Below are 16,058 nucleotides of genomic sequence, written 5' to 3'. Positions count from 1 at the left end.
AAATTCACCGATTCTGTTCGTGAAAAATGCGGATACGATGATATTAACCGAATATCTTGCGCTCACCCGCTGGAGACACAATTCTTTCCTTACGAAACATTTGAGACACCTGTCCTCTCGTCTCTTAAGTTTCGCAGATCACACCGCAGATTTGGTGAAATATAACTTCTCGGGAGACCCTTCGTCTTTGGTCGAATATATGAAGAGATCCCTAGAGGGCAGGCAATAACCAATTAAGGGATAGAACAAAGTATCTCGTACCGGAAGGGACACAATATCCTTGCCGTCAAACCAGCACTCTCTCTTTGATCCGGATCTAGTGGACAAGTACTTACAGCAACAGGAGGTTAAACGCCCGGCCGACACCGACGACATCGTCGATGCAGTCGAAGGATGGACGGGTACCAGCACGTCGCTCACAGAGCGCAACCTGCAGCAGTCGTTCGTAAGCGACATCTTTTCAGATGTTCTCGGATACACACGACCGCGCAGCAGTGCCGGTGAATTTCAGCTCCTCCCCGAATCACTCTCCGAAGGCGGTGAAGGGTTCCCTGACGTACTACTCGGGCACTTCGAACAGGACGGCGGTGAACTCACAGAAGATGTTCGGAAGGTCGTCGGTGAACTGAAAGACCCGGGGACCGATCTCGATAAGGTCGATCCGTCACGCCTCAAATCCCCCGTTGAACAGGCCTTCGAGTACGCAATTACGAATGGTCTGTCCGTCCGGTGGGTTGTCGCGTCGAATATGGAAGTCGTCAGACTGTACCACCATGGCAGCATCGACCACTACGAAGAGTGGGAGATTGACGAATTTCTTGATGTAGACGGTGTGTTGACTGAGACGTTCTGGGAGTTCTACTTCATTATGCACCGACGGTTCCTAATCGGTGAAGACGCCGATTCGGATATTGAGAATCTTATGGCGCAGAACCTCTCCGAACGGTTGGAACTCACCGAGGACTTCTACCAGTTCTACCGTGAGGCAGTTGAGGATGTCTACGAGGAAATTCTCAACGAAGACCCAGATCTCGCTGAATCCAGCGACGGGCAACTCGCCGCGATCCAAGCGGCACAGACCCTAATTCACCGCGGTCTCGTAATCTGTTTCTTCTCAGATCACCCTTCTGGACTACTTCCGGACGACTTACTTGAGGACGTCGTCAGCACCGGTGCGACACTACCGACGCTGGACGACCGGAAAATCTACCCGCTCGTACAGGACTTGTTCCGGGTCATCGACACCGGAAGCCCGGACGAGTACCCGTACGACATCTTCGGGTACGATGGTGGTTTGTTTGAGGAGGATGACGTGTTGCAGTCGGTAACCCTTCCTGACGAGTTGTTCACCCGTGAGTACGAAATCGGTAATACGACGATTTACGGTGTATACGGTTTCTACGAGTACGACTTCCACCAAGACCTAAATGAACACGTGCTCGGCCGTATCTTCGAAGAGAGTGTGGGTGACATCGAACAAGTGCGAGCGAATCTTGCAGAAGGCGACAGTAACCCGTTCAGCGGCGACCGCGGCGACTACGGCCTCTACTTCACACGGGAGGGCCTCACCGAGTACGTCGCCGAGAAATCGATTCAGGATCTTCTACAGGACAAACGCGCGAAGATTCGAGATGAGTTAGACCTTGATAACGGGGAAATGGAGATGGAGAACCCAGACAAGGAATTCCTTGAAGCCTATCTGAAGGAAATTGTTAATATCCGAATCGCGGACATCGCCTGCGGATCTGGCGCGTTCTTAGTGTCCTGTTTTAACCACCTTAGCCGTGAAGCGCGCAGAGTACACGAGAAACTTCGCTCCGCGAAAGTTGCGGCAGCTGGTTCGGACGGACCGGTACAGGTACCACTCGAATCCTTCGAAAAGCGGGAAATCGAGATTCTCGACAAGTGCCTGCACGGGAACGATTTGCTGCAGGAAGCGATTGAGATCTCGAAACTCTCCGTGTGGCTACGGTCGGCGCGGAAGAACACATCGTTGGGAATGCTCACCGGGAATTTCGCATCGCAGGACGCACTCGGCGGTGAAATCCAGTTCGAAGACATCGATGAAACGGCTGGTTTCGGCGAGTTCGATCTGATTATCGGGAATCCGCCGTGGGGCGGGCAAGTGAGCCCCGAAGCGACCGAATGGGTGGACAGTGAGTTCGGTGACGAGTTCGACGTCGAGAATATGGACACGTATGAATTGTTCATCCTCACCGCCTGCAAGTACCTGGACGACGGTGGCCGGTTAGCGTACGTTCTCCCAAAAACCTTGCTTCGGTCCGAGAAGGCTGAAATCCGACAGTATCTTCTCGATAACTACGAGTTTGAACGGTTCCACATTATGGGTGCGGACTGGTTCGGAAGCGACATTCGTATGTCTACGGTGACAATGCAACTGAAGAACACGGAGCCAAGCGCCGAGAACACGTTCCGGTCGATGACTCTCGTCGATGAAGACCGCCGGAAAGCGATTGAAGGTGAGTTGAGCCTCTCACAGCTTGAATCGGCGTACGCGTTCGATATCCCACAGAGCCGTTGCATTGAGTCCGGGGAGATCGAACCGTTCCGATACGTCGAAGACGACGAACTCCTCGATACGATGGAGGATAACTCGATACCGGTCGGTGCGTTCTGCGAATCTCACCGTGGCGTTGAGTTGAACAAGGCCGGGCACGTCATCAAGTGCCCGGCGTGCGGGAAGTGGATCGCCCCGCCGCGGAAGAAGGAACCGGACGAAGAGAAGGAATGCAATTACTGTGACGTTGAGTTCAAGTATCAGAACAGAGTCGGTGAAGAGTACCTAATTAGCGACAACCCGGCGGACGGTGACGTGCTGTACATGGACGGTGATTCGTTCGATGCACGGTACGACGAGATAGAGTTGAAGGGTCTCGACTTAGGGTACGACGGCGTCAATTACAAAGACCAGTCCGTGTACGACGGTGATAAGCTGTTCATCAGGGAAGCCGGAGTCGGATTGTCTGTTGCGTACCACGGGGACACGGTGTATTGCCCGCGGTCGGTGTACGTGTACAAGATCCGTGACGACCAGCAGGATATGCTGGACTGGTACGTGGACGTCGATCTTGACGATGAAGAGTACGAGGGCAAGTGGTCCGCCCCGGAGAACGTCCCGAGCGGCCTCGACACGACAACGCACCACAAGTTCCTACTCGGGTTGATGAACTCTCGCGTGCTGCATTACTATATGTTCAAACGGTCCGGGGAGATCGACGCCGCGGAAGCGTTCGCCAATATGCGGCAGACGGATATCAGGGAACTCCCGGTTCCGGTGGCGAAACTCTCTGAAGAGAACGGCCGTGAGACGGCGGAGGAGATTGCTGATTGCGTCGATACGATGCTTGATGACGGTGAGCTTGGGAACAGTACGGATTGGAAGATCGACCGGTTGCTGATGGAGTTGTACGGCTTGGACCCGGGGAAACTCGTGTACATCAACTCGCAGATGGGGCTTGGTGCGTACCACAAGAAGATGCAGGAGCTGTACCCCGATGAGAAGCCGCCGGCACCGGAGCGGAAGCAAGATGTGAAGCTGAACGTGGACGCCGCGGAAGCCGGCGAAGCAGACGACTAACAGACCTCTTACTGTTCCTCGGGGACAAGGTCCGGGTGCCGGAATTGGACCGGGAGTACGTCACCGTCTTCGCGCCTTACGCGGTACGAGTATCGGTCTAAGTCGCGCCCAGTCTCTCGGTCTAAGTCGTCATCAAATCGGTCTATAACGATGCATGTGACACCGTGGAAGCGACTGTCCGGATCATCAGGGTCGAGGTACACGCGCACGTTCTCGCCTGGGTCATAAGGGTTCGGTGAGGGTTGCGGGATATCTTCCATTCCCTATTGTCGAGTACCACGGCCTCCCTTTTATTATCAACGAGTGTACGGTAACCAGTTTGTTCGACCGTCTACGTGCCTATATTCCTCAAATCAGTTTAACGGCGTTATAAGTCACTCTTTCACGCTATATTAAGTGCTCAGTAGAATTGGCGTTTAAATTGGTCTATGGTGATCGGGATCCAATAGAGGATGTCCATTCCCATCCACGCTAGATGGAACGTACCACCATTCTGGCACCATTTGCCGTCCTCCTTGCGGACCGAAATCAAAGGCTTCCTTCGGGAATCGCGGTAAATTCTCGTGCAGCATTTCCGAAGGCCATCCCCCGTGATCTCTTACCCGCCCTGGCAAGTGATCATTTAAGATCATATAGCCTACGGAAACGATATCAAACGGGGCACACGGTATTCTTGGATACTCAGGATAGTTCACACTGTGTGGTTCCGGATTCCACCTCTCTATCGCAGACGTATCAACGCAATTTGGATTATACTGCGCGTGGAATACTGGGTGGTTGGCAGTTTCGACACCCTCTCCATCTTCGCTGGTCTTAGGGTTTAATTCAAAGTCGAAATGAAGGCCTTGGACACGCTCTCGAGTCTCAATTCCATCCTCTCCTTCTGTTACGTCAAGATACACCATCTCGGTTGAGGACTTGACAATTTCATATCGTCGGCCAGAGTCAGTATCCCTTGCTTTGATTGTGAGTCCGAATTGCACGTAGATCTCCACCTGTTTACTCGTGTCCCCAGGTCTATATGGAAGTGGACCGAGTCGAAGACATTCTGACTCTACTGTTTCTGATTTGATCGTCTTTCTATCGTCATATCTGGTTTCGATGGTATCCCCAAATGAAGAGTCGGGAGACTCTGTCTGACTAAGTAAGCCACTAACGAAGGTGGAAATAGCCGCTCTGAGATTCCGGAAATCTTCTGATTCAAAATCGGCCCATGTCATATTCGATGGCTACCAACCGCTCAATTTCATATACTCACTTTCGGAAATACGGGTTAGGGACGCGCCTGCTGGAATCCATGCTTCCGGACTTACTGAGTGCTCTTCGCACACTGGGCTCTCTGTCAATACACAGTAATAGCCGGCCTCGTCATGATCCTCAAGGCAGTTTGCTGGACCGATTTCCATTCCCTCCCGCGAAAAGAATTCTCTCCCCGTGATTATATTGCCATCTTCAGGCGTCGTGTGATCCGCAAGGATTCCGTCAATTTCAGCCGTCCACCACCAATTATCCACATCGGAAAATGGGCCGTTGTATCTGGCTTCTTCCAGCGGCTCGTAGAACGCTTCTTCCTCCTGGAAGGTTTCGTGATCTACACCCAAATAAGACGCTGCGGCAACAGTATTGACTAGAACACCAGGATACTCCAACAGTTGATTATAGATCCAATAGCCGAGGATAGTCGATTTCCGCCGTATCATGTCGGATTTGCCTTCTCCATCCATTATTAAACCGACACTCTCAGATTGCCCCCAAGAGTACTTGTCAAGATTTGCTTTCGCATTGACTGGCACGTCATCCAATTCTTCGATGAATTTCGAGGGGGGTTCAAGAAGGGTATCCGGTGAAGCGTCGGTCATATATTCTTCAAGTGTTGTCCGAATAGTAGCGAATCCTCGGATAATGCCAGCGCAGCTTTTTGCCATACTAGCATGCCCTGACTTCGGATCTAACCGGATAATATGGTCCTCAGACTTTTTGATATTCTCCGGATTCGAATATTCACCTTCATTTCGATGGTAGACGCATAGGGGGACACCCAATTCCGTGCAAGCGTCTTTGACATCAGCCTTCCGAACGGTACTTTGTGTATACTGGTTTAGTTCAGCGTCAAGTATGACGAGAAGCGGGTAGTTATGTTCCTCCATTAATCTCATAACGAATTCGGAGTCATTCTCGTCCTCCCTAGCTGATTCCTCCCCGTCAAATAGTTCAATATAATAGTTGTCTGCGTCTATTCGTTCCTCAAGAGGAGCGGCTAATTGCTCGAAGTTCTCTCGTTTATCTTCGAATACCAAAATGCATTCTCGTGATTGATCTTGACTCATCGTTCGAATTTCACCTCGAAACAGGTTTCAAAACCTTCCGGTGGCTCTACCACCGATATTTCTCCATCCGATCTCTCAACCACCCGTTCGACCACATAGAGGCCAAGCCCGACGCCACCTCCAAGTGGGTCATCATCTGGTCTATCAGTCGTCGAAAATAGGGGATCAAAGATTCTCTCTTCAATCCCTTCTGGTATCCCTGATCCCGTGTCAGCAACCCTGAGTATATGCCAGTCGTCCGTATTTTCCCCATCGAATCGGATCACCCTTCCTGAATCATCAGGTGAGACATCGAGCACGGCCTTGATAGCATTCGTAAAGAGATTCATGATAACTCCAGTGTAGATACTCGGGTTCAGTTCGGGCGTCTGAAGATACTTCGGCACCTCACGCTCTATCTGGATGTCGCGGTCTTGAGTATAGTGATTGAATTGTTCGACCACCTCGTCGATCTTCCCGTTAACATAGAGCTCACTCTCTGTTTCTTCGTCCAACCCACTCATAAACCGCTTCGCGTACCCAAGCTGTTTGTTGAATTTCGACTTGGCCTCCTTCGTCTTCTTGAGACGGCGGTCGAACTCCTCGTCCCGTTCTTCCTCTGGGACTGCTTCCCAGGCTTCAATCATCTCGTTTGCGTTCCTGAGCAACTCGCTCGTCTCATGAGTCATAAACGCCGCGACAGAACTCATGAGATACATTGATTCTACAGACGTCCGGAGATCCTCTTGAGCCTGCTCAAACTGCTCAACCTTCTTTTCTAACTCTTCGTAGGATTCCGTAATCTCCGGCTTTACTTCACGGTTTAATTTCTCCCTGACCTTGGCATCAACGGAACTCGTATTATCCGTAGTCCCTCTTCCGCTACTAGACCCGGTGTCAACAGTACTACCCCCAGAACCACTTACGAACGAGTCAAGGTCTGTCTCAGTGGATGTCTGACTGCCAGCAGAGTTGGTAGGGCCATTCGTGCTACTACCGTCTGATGTGGTGTCCGATAAGTCGTCAACGACGGAGTCGATTTCTTCCTCCGCCTGATTTTTCTTTTCTTCTATTTCTTTCTGGAGTTCGGTCGATGCCTCCTCCGCATCTTCCTCTTTACGTCTTAGCTCCTCCTCTTTGTCAAGAATGCCAATAATCTCAATTGCCCCCCGGGCTACGTCGACGAGCTGATCCATAGCCTCGTTTTGGACAAACCCTTGTCTGTCCATAGCCGGCACGAGGTGGTTGATACTTTCACGATCAACGCCGGCATCTTCAGGGCGATGACTGGATACCTGGATTGAACCAAGCACCTGGTTTTTTCGCGGTAAATTTAATTGGCGCTCTCGAATCTCTTGGTTGCTCAGGTCATCGCCAGGGAAGAGGTCAGCAACAAACGATGACCGCCATTCCCGTTCCCGGCGGGCGTGGGATTCTGAGATATTCAGCCAGTCGTTGCCTTGATCCCCATACGGTGGCATCCGGAAGTTTTTATCAATAACGCGTACCCCACCATTCTCCCGTAGCCACTTTGGTACAGAGCGGCCATCTACCGTGTCCATTCCTCTGAACAAGCCGGAATAGTCCTGATTGAAATACCGGATTTCACCCCAAATATCTCCAACGAGATTCTCGTCTAAGTCAAACTCGTACGTCCTTTCTCCGGTCTCCCCTTCATCATATCCATACGGGTACTCACACTCATAGAGTAGTTTTCCATCTTCAATACTTATTTCGACTCTAGCGACGTAGCGTTCGTAGATCTCTTGGGCTGCACTCTTGGTTGGCGAGCCTTCTCCTGGTGGAGCAAAATACACTGAAAATCCAGGGTCCGCGGTTTCGACTTCGCCGTCACCAATATCCATCTCTGATCTGTTGGATTCGTAGGGGGCGGAGATTATGTCGAGTACTTCGCCAGACACATCTTCGATTTCCTCCTGCGACCAAGACACTTGAAGATCGGATATTCGAAGTTCGGTTCCTTCTTCTTCAGAGGTTGTCCGCTCAATCTCATACTCAACATTCTCGTCCTGTAGTGCCTCTCCACTCTCGAAATCGGCCCACTCGAACTCTGCTGTAAGTCGGCGGTATTCGTCGTGTTCCTCGTAGTAAGCAACAGTACTCAATTCAAGTTGGAGACCAAGATTCCGAACAGCGAACCGACCGACTCCCTTCGCCCCGGTGAGCTCTCGATTGTATTTCTTCGATGTTTCCTGTTCCAACCGACTCGTGGTCGCCACCGTCATCCAGTAGTCTAGAAATTCGTCTTTCGACATCCCATGACCGTCGTCTTTGACGATCAGGACATCGCCATCGTCTTCAAACCAGATATTACATTTTGTCGCGTCAGCGTCGTAGGCGTTTTTGATAAGTTCGGCGAGAGCAATATCGGGTGTAGCGATAAGTCGCTCCCCGATCTCTGAAAGGAGTTTGCTGTCGCTGGAGAAAGTGGCAGTCCCCTCGTCGACCAGGTCTTCAGACTCCGTTTGGGACACAGTTTCCAGTATATTTCTTTTCGCCCGTAATAAATGGCAGTCCTGGTGTGGGGCACTGTAGCAGGTGAGTGGTTTAATCAAATGTAGTGTTGAAACGTTCGAGAGCAACCGGCTGTCGTAGCTCCTGAGGATCGCAACCCTTGTTTGTACCTGGTGGGTGTACTTGAGCCGGCGGACGAGTAAGACTCCTTTGTTCAGCTCACTAGGTTAGCAATTGCTTCATTAGCGTACCTAGAAATTCATTCCAGTCTTACAACTCTGTTTCCCATTGATGATCTCAAAGACGGTGACTAGACGCTCCAATTTTGGCTTCCTGCTATTCCTCCCGACGCTCGAATTCTACTATGCTCTCTAAATACTCGTCAATATCCGCAATGACGTCTTCTGGTCTTTCTTGAACCTCCTTCGGATTACGCGATACATAGACTAGGTCGTCAAAGAACCGCCTCAAATCTGCTACCTGTCCAGACGATAGCTCCTTCGGGTCTATTACCGGGATGTCTTTCAGTTCGTCTGGTTCAATCTTTTTCATACCCTCTGAGTAGGTCCTGCCGCTTTGCCCGAGAAGTCGGTTCACAATTTGGCTATTCAAATAAGCCAAGAGGGCCTTGGTTTCAGTCGTGGTGTATTGATCAGGCAGATAGATGTTATGCAAATTATTGAGACTGCGCACATCAGCTTTGTTGTGGATGAATTGGAACCCGTTTTTACTCATATAGGTGGCAAACACTTCAGGTGGGTCTCGTCGGTCAACCTGGTACCATGGATTTCTGTTTTGAGCTAGATAGCTATCGTCGGCTCCGATTTTGCTTCCGTGTTCTAAGTACGCAAGTAACTTCGGATTGTCGATCTGCTTGAATTCGTTGGGTAGATGGTAAAGGAGCCAGACTGTATCTCCAGCTTTCCGCCATTGTTTCCAATCGTCCTGCGTACAGCTAAACTGGTCAAGTTGATCTGCGCGCCTCACTAACCGAGCTAGATATCTCTCATTGAGCTCCCAGTCTTCAACGTCCTCCTCGGAGAGACAGAAATATTTGTTCTTACCCGTCGCAATCCCACGCTTGATATCAGCAACCTCTCTGAACGGCTTGAGATTTGAGATAGTTATCGCTGATTCTGAATTGAAGTGATTCGTCCACTTCCCTTCCGGGTCAAGTGATTTCTGAGAGAGCCGGTTGACCCTTCCGTACTCGGTTTCACCCTTGACATCACCATGTATTGCGGTAAGTAGATCGTCGGTCCCGGGCCATTCCGATAGCTCCACAAACGTCGTCGCACAAGAACTCGATGATCCCGGCTCTTTCTTCTCGAGGAAGCTGATACACGATGTGGTACGTGCGTTATCGAAGATAGAAAACTCCGACCCAGTTATTGCATACCCATGGATGTGGAAATTCTCTTTCAGGAATCTCTTGAGGTTCTCCCCGTAATTGGTTTCGAGGAACTCTGAGGGTGTGACGAAAGACAACCGTCCTCCTGGTTCAAGGAACTGGGCAGCGTGGACGTAGAAGTAGAGATACATAGGCGCACGTTTCGAGATTGACAAGGTTGAATCAGACTCTGCGACCGTATTGATCCACTCTTTCTCTTCCGGAGTGAGTTCGTGATGGCGCGAATAGGGGGGATTCGAAACCACCGCGTCCATCTTCGGAACACCCTGTGGATTCCTTTGGTCGATACGGGTCTGTGTTCCCTCTGCGAACGTATTCATGAAATTCCCCCGGTTGAGATGAGGCGTCCCCTCTCCGTTCACTAATTTGAGTGCCGTCGACGTCATAACTACTGCTAGTTCGCTTAGATCAATACCCCACATATCCTCCACGCTCTCCCGCCCATATGTTTCCTTCTTTATGCTATACATCTTCGAGGTTAAGACACCAGACCCCACACCGGGATCTAGAACCACGTCATCCCCACGCTGCACAGACCATTTCGCCATCACATCAGCCACGTACTCCGGCGTTCGGAATTGCCCTAACTTCCTCCGAGAGTCGTTTGGTACAAGTTCCTCGAATATGCAGGCAATATCATCTGCTGGTTTTCCAGCATTAACGAGCCTGTGTTGATTGTTCAATAGAGGTGCTAAATGGTCTGTCTTAGCTGCCTCGACAAGATCATCGAGGATGTAACGCTCGAAGGCAGCATCGGCTATTTCTTCCCTTGCATATGTGAGGCGGTCTGCGATGTCATCAGTACGGGTTATAGGGGGGAGACTGGAGTCGTCGATTTTGTAGAGAGAATAAAGAGATATCTTCAGAAGACGATTGTAGGCGGCAAGACGGCAGAGAAGCTTCTCTGGCTCTTCAGTCCGGTAGAGTCCATGTTGTTGCCCCCATTCCTTAGCTTGTTCATAGAGCTGTGGTTGAGACTCGAAATCTACGTCTTCATAAATACGATCGCCAACATCCTCAATTATAGCAGTAAGCGAATCGTCAGATGAATTACGCTCGCCCGATTGCTCACTGGTGGTCATCCTTCACCTCACCTCCTTCACGAGGATCTTCAACCAGTTCGTAGAGGCCCGTCGTGATTTTCCTCACCCAGCCAGCTGCGATGAGTTGATTGAGCGCGTAATTTACTTGCTGGTCATTCAAATCAATCTCCTCCTTGAGCAATTTTGGGGTCACTCGCCCCTCTTTTAGACACGCCAGAATGCGGTCTTCCTTTTCGGAAGGAGAATAATCCTCGTTGACCATTTTCTTCGGATAAAAATACCCGCTCACGACATCACCTTAATTCTATCTCAGAGTGGTGCTATTAGTAACCATCGAAGTAATATTCAAAGAGAAATTAGAATATTAACATTCGACTTATGATTAGAATCGAACTAGTGGCTGATCTCTCTTGTTAGTTCGCACCGGTTGTACTTCCTAAATATCCAAGAAATCGAGCTCTACGTTCAGCAAAACGCACGCTCCGCGGGCTATTTCAGTTCTGTTCATCTGGACGCTCGACGCCCTCGGCGGCCTTGATTTCGTCTGTTTTCTCGACTTCAGCGAACAGTTCTCGGTATGCGTCGGGCTCAAAGAGGTTGTTCCGGTCGAACAGCTCGCGTGCGGCGTCGGTGAGCTGAAAGAACCGGTATGGATGGCCCCGCTCGAGCCCTTCGCGATCCCGTTCGATGGCCTCGATCAGTCCTACTTCCTCCAGCCGGATGAGGTGGTCGGTGAGCGTCGACGCTGCGATACTCGGGTTGTAGTATTCGAGTTCCTTCTTTGAAGGCGCGCCTTTCGGATGACCGACGATCGTCCCGATGATATTCGCGCGGGTCGTGTCGTCGAGGACACTCAACGCTGCGATCGGATCGAGGCCGGCTGCGTTCTCGGCTGGCGTGAGCGGGGGGGCGTCAGGCCGGGACATTATGTATGGGTGTTTGTCCCCCAGCCGGATAACCATTTCGGTGAAACTCGAAGTGGTATCCAGAGTGCCGGGGCATTCCACTTCCGGTCGTATTTCCGTACCGTTAGGTGGCGGTGGTGAATCCTACCCAGTATGACCAACGACGACGCTACCCGTGCCGTCATCGACAAATTGGGCGACCAGCCCGGTGAGGCGCTCACACCCGAGCGGGTCGAGGCGATCCAGACCGCGATGCACGAGGATCTCGGACGGTTCATCAACAACACGTCCTACTTCGTTCTCGGTTCCTACGGTGAGGAGGAACGGCCACGATTGGAGGCTGTTCGCGACCAACTCACGAGCGATGCCGCAGCCTCGAACTCCGATGACGGGGTCGACGCGTTCCTGATGGACGATATTCTGGACATCTCGGAGTTCTTCACGTCGAAATTCAAGCTGTTGGTCAGCTACGCGGATCATATCGTCGGGGTGTACGAACACTCCCAGGGCGGGCACGCGTGGGAAGCGGGCTACATCGATCAGCCGACCTATCGGGAGCGAACGCGAGCCTTCTATCGAACGTACGAGACTGAGGAGGAACAGTACGCGGCCTACGACGGGATGTTCGCACACTATCTCCTCTCGATGGATCGTGTGGATCGTGCGTACACGTGGACGACGCCCGAGGACCTTCGTGACTATATTGAGGATGCTTACGCGCCCGACTGACGGCGTGAGGAACGATTATTTGCGTCGGATACTGAATCTTCTCGTGATGGTCGACATCCCTGACACCCTTCGCTCGGTATTCACTGCGACTATTGAGTCCGACGACGGGGGCTACACATTCGAGATTCCAGCGAGTGAGATACGTCACGACGGTATTCAACCCGGTGAGACGTATCGAATCGCTGTTCTCGAAACCGGGCATACAACAGTGCGATCCGATACGCAGTCGGCGGACAGATCGTCTGAGACCTCCCCGACCACTCAGGAGCAGGGACCCCCCGAGCCGCCTGTTGAAGAGGGTGAGATTCGGGAGGTGACGATTGAGACGATTGGTGACCAGGGCGACGGCATCGCGAAGGTTGACCGCGGTTACGTCGTGATCGTTCCGGAGGGGCAACCCGGTGACGAACCGACCGTTGAGATCGAACAGGTGCAACAGAACGTCGCCTTTGCTACGATCGTTGAGCCGGACCCCCGAACGCTGTGAGTGCTCCTCTACCAAATCGTTTAGTTGATGCTGTCGGTAACGACGGAACCAGTGGAGTGTTCTACAGGATATGAAGAATCGTACTGTTTTATCTGACGGAGTATCCGTTTGCTTTGAGAAGTTCGCGGACGCGTTCCTCGTGATCGCCCTGGAGTTCGATGTGCCCTTCTTTGACGGTGCCACCAGTTCCAAGTGTAGATTTCAGTTCTGAGGCGAGTGAGTCGAGATCGGTGCCACCTTCGAACCCCTCGACGACGACCATTTTCTTTCCATACCGGCGTTCTTCCGTTCGGACAGTCACCTGTTCTGTCGCCCGATCGAGATCAGCGAGCGGATTGCCCCATCGAATCAGTAGCGTAGATAATTTCGATGAGATGGTGCGAGAGCGGTATTCTCATATCAGGCTGGAGAGTTAGGAGACGTTGCTATCGAGGCGCTCGAAGATATCGACAGTATACCGCAGTGAATTCATATAGCGTACGAGGGCTGCACTGTCGTGTTCACACCGCTTCGACGGTGAACAGCGAGTCGTCGTTGAGGACGACCTGCACGCGCCGGTGCCAGGCCTCGGCGAATGCCGCCCGCTGCTCCTCGCTCGCGGACCCCTCTAGAATCCGCTGGAGATTCCCGATTGCGGGGCCGCCGTCGGGAACGTCGCTGACGTGGTAGGTCACTTCAACAGTCTCGTCCGTATCGGTTCGCCGGAACCGGAACGTCGGTTCGTGCGTGCCCGGGTCGAACGCGTCGAAGACGAGGAGATCACGACGGCTCCCGTGACCACCGGCGAGCCCGCTGAATCCGTCATCGCCGGTCGCGCCAGTCACGTACGAGATGATGCGGCTCATCACGCCGTACGCGGCATCGTCCTGCGGGCCGGCCGTCTGGACCTCGATTTCGTTCCGGACTGGATAGTCGTCGGGATACAGGGCGTCGAGCCCGAGCTGGACGATCCGATAGGCACCCGAGGCTGTCGGACAGGAGTGTCCGGCTTCTTTCACCGCGTCCCGGTAGGTGACGACGAACGGCTCGCCCGGTTCGAGGACGCCGAGGGCCTCCGCGACGGGGTCGCGGATTTCGATCGGGTCGGCGTCGTAGTCGACCTGCCAATTGGTTCTCGTCTGGGTCGTGTCAGTCGCAGTCGAATTCGATGTCATGAGTTGTGGTTGTGATCGTGTCTCGTGGTCAGTAGCGGAGCAGTCGCATCCCGTTGAGGATGACGAGGAGGACGCTGGCCTCGTGGACCAGCATTCCCGACGCGAGGGTGACGTAGCTGGTGAGCACGCCCGCGAGGAGGACGGTCACGGTCAGCACCGCGAGCCCGACGTTCTCGAGGACGTTCCAGCGCGTCGCCTTGCTGAGTTTGACCGCGTACGGGATGCGTTCGAGGTCGTCGGCCATCAACGCCATGTCAGCCGTTTCGATAGCGGTGTCCGTTCCCGCAGCACCCATCGCGATGCCGACATCGGCAGTGGCCAGCGATGGCGCGTCGTTGATGCCGTCGCCGACCATCGCGACGACGTGGCCGTCGGCCTGGTAGCCCTCGATGACGGACTGCTTGTCCTCGGGGAGGAGTTCGGCACGGTACTCGTCGATACCGACCTCCTCGGCAACGGCAGCGGCCGTCCGCTCGTTGTCGCCGGTGAGCATCACCGTCTCGATGCCAGCGTCTTGGAGCGCCGCGACGACCCCAGGAGCGGCCTCCCGGAGCTCGTCCCGCATCGCAATCGCGCCGATGATGTCCCCGTCCCGAACGACGTGGACGACTGTCTCGCCGCGCCCCTCACGCTCGCGGACGTAGTCGGCGACCCGATCGGGGACATCGACGTCGCGGTCGTCCAGCAGCGCGCGGTTGCCGACGACGACTTCCTGGCCATCGGCATGGGCGATGACGCCCTTGCCGGCGACCACGTCGAAGTCGTCGGGATCGGGGACCGACCTGCGCCCCACGTCCGTATCGTCCGCTTGGGCGACCGTCGCTCCACCGTCCGTCGCAGCCGTCTGGCGTTCGCGGGCCATGTCGACGATGGCGTCCGCGAGGTGGTGTTCGCTCTTCTTCTCGGCGGTCGCTGCGAGCGAGAGGACGTCGGCGGCGGCGACGCCGAACCCCTCGATACCGGAGACGGTGGTCTCGCCCTTCGTGAGCGTCCCCGTCTTGTCGAAGGCGACGAGATCGATCTTGCCGGCGCGTTCGAGGTGTTCGCCGCCCTTCATCAGCACGCCCGACCGGGCGGCGTTACCGATGGCCGAGACGATGCTGACCGGTGGCCCGATGACCAGCGCGCCCGGACAGCCGATGACCAGCAGCGTCAGCGACAGGATCGCGTTCTGCGTGACCGCGTACGCGCCGATAGCCAGGGCAATGACGGCCGGCGTGTAGTACTTCGCGAACCGGTCGATGAGACTCTCCGTGGGCGACTGAGCCTCCTGGGCCTCCTCGACGCGACGGATGATCCGTTCGAGAGTCGTATCCGATCCCGCTCCCGTCGTCCGGATTTCTAGCGCGCCCTCCTGGTTGACCGTCCCGGCGTACACCTCGTCGCTGTCGGCCTTGTGGACGGGCGCGCTCTCGCCGGTGACCGGCGCCTGGTTGACTGCGCTCTCGCCGTCGACGACGGTTCCGTCGACCGGGATCTTCCCGCCCGGCTTTACGACGACGACTTCGCCCTCTTCGACATCGCGGGCGGAGACCTTTTGGAGTGTCCCGTCGCGACGGACGGTCGCCGTGTCGGGCGTCATCTCCAGTAGCTCCTGAAGTGCCGTCCGGGTCTTCCGCATCGTCCGGCCTTCGAGGTAGCTGCCAAGGCTGAACAGGAAGACGACGGCGGCGGCTTCCCAGTACTCCCCGATGACGATAGCACCGATGGCGGCCAGCGTCACCAGCGTCTTGATGCCGAGCGTCCGGTTGGTGACCTCGTGGTAAGCGGTCTTGGCGATGTCGTAGCCACCCACGACCGTCGCGAGGACGAGGATGGCGGCGCTTGCCATCTCGAAACTCGTGAGGTAGCCGAGACTCCAGCCACCGCCGTACAGCAGGCCGCTTGTCGCCGTGACGATGGCCTTCCGGTGGTTCCGGTAGTACTGCGTGATCGATTGTTTGTTCATAG

12 protein-coding genes and 1 pseudogene are annotated in these 16,058 nt (G+C 54.0%); 4 read left to right on the top strand and 9 right to left on the bottom strand.

Going from position 1 to position 16,058, the window contains the following annotated elements; translation table 11 throughout:
• Positions 1-319 precede the first annotated feature (319 nt).
• Complete coding sequence (locus EOHIBHHM_RS19815; protein WP_497257477.1) at positions 320-3,598, top strand: Eco57I restriction-modification methylase domain-containing protein; 3,279 nt, start codon at positions 320-322, stop codon at positions 3,596-3,598.
• Between the two features lie 8 nt (positions 3,599-3,606).
• Here EOHIBHHM_RS19815 and EOHIBHHM_RS19810 read toward each other — a convergent pair whose 3' ends face one another.
• From EOHIBHHM_RS19810 to EOHIBHHM_RS19785, 6 genes are all read right to left on the bottom strand, one after another.
• Positions 3,607-3,858, bottom strand: coding sequence for a DUF8139 family protein (locus EOHIBHHM_RS19810; protein WP_497257475.1), 252 nt, complete (start codon positions 3,856-3,858; stop codon positions 3,607-3,609).
• Between the two features lie 969 nt (positions 3,859-4,827).
• Positions 4,828-5,925 (bottom strand): hypothetical protein, encoded by a 1,098-nt coding sequence (locus EOHIBHHM_RS19805; RefSeq protein ID WP_497257473.1) that lies wholly within the window; start codon positions 5,923-5,925, stop codon positions 4,828-4,830.
• A complete protein-coding gene (locus EOHIBHHM_RS19800; protein WP_497257471.1) occupies positions 5,922-8,399 on the bottom strand; it encodes an ATP-binding protein in 2,478 nt (825 codons plus the stop codon). Before EOHIBHHM_RS19800 ends, EOHIBHHM_RS19805 begins: the two co-directional genes overlap by 4 nt.
• Positions 8,400-8,715: 316 nt before the next feature.
• Positions 8,716-10,872 carry an HsdM family class I SAM-dependent methyltransferase gene (locus EOHIBHHM_RS19795; protein WP_497257469.1) on the bottom strand — a complete coding sequence of 719 codons (2,157 nt, stop codon included), beginning with the start codon at positions 10,870-10,872 and terminating at the stop codon, positions 8,716-8,718.
• Complete coding sequence (locus EOHIBHHM_RS19790; RefSeq protein ID WP_497257467.1) at positions 10,859-11,095, bottom strand: MarR family transcriptional regulator; 237 nt, start codon at positions 11,093-11,095, stop codon at positions 10,859-10,861. The genes EOHIBHHM_RS19795 and EOHIBHHM_RS19790 overlap by 14 nt, the downstream gene beginning before the upstream one ends.
• A 232-nt stretch (positions 11,096-11,327) precedes the next feature.
• Positions 11,328-11,795 carry an ArsR family transcriptional regulator gene (locus EOHIBHHM_RS19785; RefSeq protein ID WP_497257465.1) on the bottom strand — a complete coding sequence of 156 codons (468 nt, stop codon included), beginning with the start codon at positions 11,793-11,795 and terminating at the stop codon, positions 11,328-11,330.
• Positions 11,796-11,891: 96 nt separating this feature from the next.
• On the opposite strand from EOHIBHHM_RS19785, the gene EOHIBHHM_RS19780 reads away from it, so the two are divergent.
• Both EOHIBHHM_RS19780 and EOHIBHHM_RS19775 read left to right on the top strand, forming a co-directional pair.
• Positions 11,892-12,467, top strand: coding sequence for a DUF8170 family protein (locus EOHIBHHM_RS19780; protein WP_497257463.1), 576 nt, complete (start codon positions 11,892-11,894; stop codon positions 12,465-12,467).
• A gap of 46 nt (positions 12,468-12,513) precedes the next feature.
• Positions 12,514-12,954: a TRAM domain-containing protein gene (locus EOHIBHHM_RS19775; protein WP_497257461.1), complete on the top strand. Its 441-nt coding sequence runs from the start codon at positions 12,514-12,516 to the stop codon at positions 12,952-12,954.
• A gap of 88 nt (positions 12,955-13,042) precedes the next feature.
• Here EOHIBHHM_RS19775 and EOHIBHHM_RS19770 read toward each other — a convergent pair whose 3' ends face one another.
• Complete coding sequence (locus EOHIBHHM_RS19770) at positions 13,043-13,255, bottom strand: SUI1 family translation initiation factor (protein ID WP_235853656.1); 213 nt, start codon at positions 13,253-13,255, stop codon at positions 13,043-13,045.
• A 55-nt stretch (positions 13,256-13,310) separates the two neighbouring features.
• Between EOHIBHHM_RS19770 and EOHIBHHM_RS19765 the strand changes: the two are divergent.
• Positions 13,311-13,420 (top strand): annotated as a pseudogene (locus tag EOHIBHHM_RS19765) (site-specific integrase); the annotation flags it as partial.
• Positions 13,421-13,454: 34 nt separating this feature from the next.
• Here the strand turns inward: EOHIBHHM_RS19765 and EOHIBHHM_RS19760 are convergent.
• Complete coding sequence (locus EOHIBHHM_RS19760; protein ID WP_497257459.1) at positions 13,455-14,108, bottom strand: hypothetical protein; 654 nt, start codon at positions 14,106-14,108, stop codon at positions 13,455-13,457.
• A 28-nt stretch (positions 14,109-14,136) separates the two neighbouring features.
• Positions 14,137-16,056 (bottom strand): heavy metal translocating P-type ATPase, encoded by a 1,920-nt coding sequence (locus tag EOHIBHHM_RS19755; RefSeq protein ID WP_004594624.1) that lies wholly within the window; start codon positions 16,054-16,056, stop codon positions 14,137-14,139.
• Positions 16,057-16,058 lie beyond the last annotated feature (2 nt).

The organism is Halogranum roseipondis (assembly GCF_059695585.1).
Note: the sequence above shows the minus strand (reverse complement) of the source record. Positions and strands in the feature narration are given on the sequence as shown.

What these genes read in the sequence shown, in the direction of transcription:
- EOHIBHHM_RS19755 (WP_004594624.1), bottom strand. Translation starts at nt 16,056, where the DNA reads ATGAACAAACAATCGATCACGCAGTACTACCGGAACCACCGGAAGGCC.
- EOHIBHHM_RS19780 (WP_497257463.1), top strand. Translation starts at nt 11,892, where the DNA reads ATGACCAACGACGACGCTACCCGTGCCGTCATCGACAAATTGGGCGAC.
- EOHIBHHM_RS19760 (WP_497257459.1), bottom strand. Translation starts at nt 14,108, where the DNA reads ATGACATCGAATTCGACTGCGACTGACACGACCCAGACGAGAACCAAT.
- EOHIBHHM_RS19805 (WP_497257473.1), bottom strand. Translation starts at nt 5,925, where the DNA reads ATGAGTCAAGATCAATCACGAGAATGCATTTTGGTATTCGAAGATAAA.
- EOHIBHHM_RS19790 (WP_497257467.1), bottom strand. Translation starts at nt 11,095, where the DNA reads ATGGTCAACGAGGATTATTCTCCTTCCGAAAAGGAAGACCGCATTCTG.
- EOHIBHHM_RS19795 (WP_497257469.1), bottom strand. Translation starts at nt 10,872, where the DNA reads ATGACCACCAGTGAGCAATCGGGCGAGCGTAATTCATCTGACGATTCG.
- EOHIBHHM_RS19785 (WP_497257465.1), bottom strand. Translation starts at nt 11,795, where the DNA reads ATGGTTATCCGGCTGGGGGACAAACACCCATACATAATGTCCCGGCCT.
- EOHIBHHM_RS19775 (WP_497257461.1), top strand. Translation starts at nt 12,514, where the DNA reads ATGGTCGACATCCCTGACACCCTTCGCTCGGTATTCACTGCGACTATT.
- EOHIBHHM_RS19810 (WP_497257475.1), bottom strand. Translation starts at nt 3,858, where the DNA reads ATGGAAGATATCCCGCAACCCTCACCGAACCCTTATGACCCAGGCGAG.